We start from the raw sequence: 2,570 nt of genomic DNA on the forward strand, positions 1-2,570 counted from the left end.
TTTGCGTTAGAGCCTTGGCCTCTTTCATCATATTCGTCGAAAATTCGTTTAGCAGCTTGTTCGCTTTGGCTTTATCTTTTTTGTAGAGTTTGACGTATTCGTCTTCAAATTTGGCCTGCTTGACCGCGAGCGCGTCCTCAAACTCCTTGTAGGCCTTTTTCACGACCGGCGAATACTTATCGTAGTCCATCATCACGAGGGTTTGTAGCTTTCTATACGTCCAATAAATCGACTCGTCGTCGGCCTTATACGAGCCCTTGTCGTAGCCGTCGATAAATTTGTCGAGGCCATAGTAATACGGCAAATAAACGCCAAGCTCCGACATACCAAGCGCCACGTAGGTCACTCTGCCGATCTCTTGCGGTAGCCACGGGCGCACCTGCATGACGTGCGACTCGTAGGTTCTAAAGACGCTCACGGCGCGGTAGATATTTTTTTGATTTTCGTCTTTGCTCGCGTAGTTATCGTACGCAGTGCCGTCGTAGTGGGATCTAAGAGCGTTTTTTAGATCCTGCACGCTTAGCTTTTTAGCCGGTTTTAAAAATACCGGATAGTTGCCGCCGTCAAGGGTCTGCTTGTCTTTTAGCTCGGGATTAAACATCTGCTGCACCCAGCAAACGCGCGGATAGTTGTAGGTCATATCTCTCTCGTCGTCTCTGGTGTAGGCTTTCGTAAACTGAAATTCGCCGTCTTTCGCCGGGTCGTAGGCGCCGTTATCTTGGGCAAATTTGATCAAATTTTTCGATCCCATGAAATTTGGATCGTTTTCTTTGTAGTTTTGTAGTCTGCCTTGGTTTGCGGAGACGAAGTACTCGTCTTTTGGTAGCTTAACCGCCATCCAGTGATGACCGGTGCCCGTTTCAAAGTACCAAAGCTCGTTTTTATCGACGAACACTACGCCAAAACCCTCTCCCGCGCCCGTAGTTTCCACGATCTCGCCGAGCAGCTTCACGCCCTCGGCTGCGCTTTTCATGCGAGGCAAAAGTACATCCGGGATATCATCCTCCGTGATGCCGGTTGCTTCGTTATACGGATCGATTTTTAGCAGTTCGTCTTTAGCGTAGATGGTCTCGGTGCCGCTGATGCCCACGCCCGCGTCATTGTAGCCGACAGCGCCGTGAAGCTTGGTGTGCGAGTTTGCTATCGTCGTGTATCTCATGCCCTCTTTTGGCAGCGGATATGTAAAATCATTTGCCCCGTCATGCGCCTTTGAGCTGTGGACGCCTTTTTGATTGGATTTTTTCGGATGTATCAAAAATACCTGCGCCTTTATCGCCTTGCTATCGGCACTCCTAGCTATCAACATCGAGCCGTCGTCAGAGGCCCCCTCTCCAACCAAAATAGTCGTGCAAGCTAGCGCGTTTGCGCAAAACATCGCGCTTATTACCGCCGCAGAGGCGAGAAACTTTATCTTCATCGTTACTCCTTGATTTGAGATAATAAATCTAAGTGAAATTATAGGACTAAAAATATTAATTAAATCTAAAATTTAAGCTATTTTCAAGATTGTATTGTAAATTTGTTTTGTATTTTGCCGCCAACTCTATCAAATTTAAATTTCTTAAAGGAATTTTGGGTATAATCCCACTCTTACGCGTAAGGCGTAAAAGAAATTTTAAAAGGATTAGTATGCCTAAGATGAAGACAGTTCGCGGCGCTGCTAAACGTTTTAAAGTGGGCAAAAACAAGATCAAAAGAGGCTCAGCTTTTAGAAGCCACATTTTGACTAAAAAATCTCGCAACCGCAAGAGAGATTTACGCTCGCCTCAATACGTAGACAGCACAAACGTCGCAAGCGTCAAAGCGATGCTCGGAATTTAAGTTTTTGACGAAAAGTCATTCCAAACTCCCCCAAATTTGGGGCAAGACTCACTCAGTGAGCGCCGATTTGTAAAGGATAAATATGGCAAGAGTAAAAACAGGCGTAGTTAGAAGAAGACGCCATAAAAAAGTTTTAAAACTAGCTAGAGGTTTTTTCAGCGCTAGACACAAACACTTTAGAAAAGCTAAAGAGCAATTAGAAAGAAGTTTGGTCTATGCATACCGCGACAGACGCCGCAAGAAACGCGACTTCCGCCGCTTGTGGATAGTGCGCATAAATGCTGCGTGCCGCCTAAACGACATTAGCTATTCGCGCTTTATCGCGGGACTTAAAAAAGCAAATATCGAGCTTGATAGAAAAATCTTAGCCGATCTAGCTATGAATGACGCAAAAGCTTTCAGCGAGCTAGCTTCAAAAGCAAAGGCTGCTTTATAATACCCAGGGGCGGTTTTCCGCTCCTTTTCTTTTTAACAAACTACAACTTCAGACTTTATCTTTTATTTTATTAAATCAAATTTTTATCGGTTTGTTTTGCTGCTAAATTTTATAATTTTTTAGAAAAATTGAAATAAGATGGATTGAGTAAATTTTGGATCAAATTTAAAATAAGCAAGGCAAAGCAACTTTACTTTGCCTATTTTAGTTTTTGAGTTTTTTGTTAGCAAGTTTACATAGCGAGCGCCATAAACCGCTCGCTATTTAAAGAATTAAGCACCTATGATGATGTGGCTAGCTTTGATGATAGCAG

Annotated in this window: 3 protein-coding genes; 2 read left to right on the top strand and 1 reads right to left on the bottom strand. The window is 43.8% G+C overall.

All coding sequences use genetic code 11. The features are described from left to right. On the bottom strand, nt 1-1,417 hold a 1,417-nt coding region (locus Q0338_RS07470), incomplete at its 3' end, for a C69 family dipeptidase (protein ID WP_298086205.1). 212 nt (nt 1,418-1,629) lie between these two features. On the opposite strand from Q0338_RS07470, the gene rpmI reads away from it, so the two are divergent. Both rpmI and rplT read left to right on the top strand, forming a co-directional pair. Continuing rightward, the gene (rpmI, locus tag Q0338_RS07475; RefSeq protein ID WP_002944195.1) at nt 1,630-1,821 is read left to right on the top strand and encodes a 50S ribosomal protein L35; all 192 of its coding nucleotides are present in this window, start codon (nt 1,630-1,632) and stop codon (nt 1,819-1,821) included. Between the two features lie 82 nt (nt 1,822-1,903). Beyond that, entirely contained in the window at nt 1,904-2,257 is a 354-nt protein-coding gene (rplT, locus tag Q0338_RS07480; RefSeq protein WP_002944116.1) for a 50S ribosomal protein L20, read from the top strand. Nucleotides 2,258-2,570: the final 313 nt, after the last annotated feature.

Source organism: uncultured Campylobacter sp., assembly GCF_938018145.1.
In the GTDB taxonomy this organism is placed as follows: Bacteria; Campylobacterota; Campylobacteria; order Campylobacterales; family Campylobacteraceae; genus Campylobacter_A.